1 protein-coding gene is annotated in these 1,067 nt (G+C 67.5%); it reads left to right on the plus strand.

Annotation, left to right across the window (positions count from 1 at the left end):
* Positions 1–17: 17 nt before the first annotated feature.
* Positions 18–1,067: AAA family ATPase (locus G6020_RS16275; protein WP_206682246.1), on the plus strand; the 1,050-nt coding region annotated here is incomplete at its 3' end.

Here is a 1,067-nt window from a genome sequence, read left to right on the forward strand (position 1 = left end):
CAGACGGCACTTGGGAAATGATCGTGCACCCAGACGGCACAATCCACGAGAAGCCCGAGCCGGTCGCATCGCCCTATCTTCGCCCGAGCACCGAGACGATCACGGCCGAGACGCCTGTAGACGAGGACACCGCAGAACGGGCGCCGCAGGCAATCGTCACCCGTCGCGCGATGCGCGAATCGTTCTTGAAGAGCACTCGCATTGAGGAACCCGCGATGAAGGGCTGGCGAGGCACCGCAACCCGGCTCGGGCTGCGCCTCTCCCCCGGCCCGGCCGAGAAGGCCGAGCGCGATGACACATTCGCCGTGGCGCAGCACTGGCCCGGCCCGCGCACCATCGCCGTTGTGAACGGCAAGGGTGGAGCGAGCAAGACGCCTACGACCGTGCTGCTCAGCGCGATCTTCGCCCGCTTCGGCGGTGCTGGCGTCCTGGCTTGGGATGCCAACCAGACGCGCGGCACGCTCGGCTGGCGCACCGAACAAGGCCCGCACGAATCAACCGTGCTCGACCTCCTGCCCGCCGCAACCGAATTGCTCGGCACGGGCGCTCAGTCGGCCGACCTGGCACGGTACGTTCACCACCAGACCGCCGACCGCTTTGACGTGCTGCGCTCTCAGCCACTCGCACTTGCATCAGAACAGCGCCTCAGCGCCGAAGACGTTGACGCAATCTGGAACGTCGCCCGCAAGTATTACCGGCTCGTGTTCATCGACACCGGCAACGATGAGAGCGATGCAATGTGGGGCCGCCTGGTCGATCACGCCGACCAGATCGTCGTGGCCACGACCACACGCGACGACCACGCAGAAGCAGGCGCACTGCTGCTCGAAGCACTCGCAGACCGCAGCGAACGCTCGGCGCAGCTCGCTCAGCACGCCGTCGTCGTCGTCTCGCAGGCAGACCCACGAGCTACGAGCGCGAACATCAGCACCGTCGTCAACGGCTTCACCAGCCTCGCACGCGAGGTCGCCACAATCCCCCACGACCCCCAGATGGTCGAGGGCTGGCTGAACGTCGCGGCGCTGCGCCCCGCGACTCAGCGCGCATGGCTCGGTGCGGCGGCCGCC

It is taken from the genome of Dietzia sp. B19 (assembly GCF_014145155.1).
GTDB classification, from domain to species: Bacteria; Actinomycetota; Actinomycetes; order Mycobacteriales; family Mycobacteriaceae; genus Dietzia; species Dietzia natronolimnaea.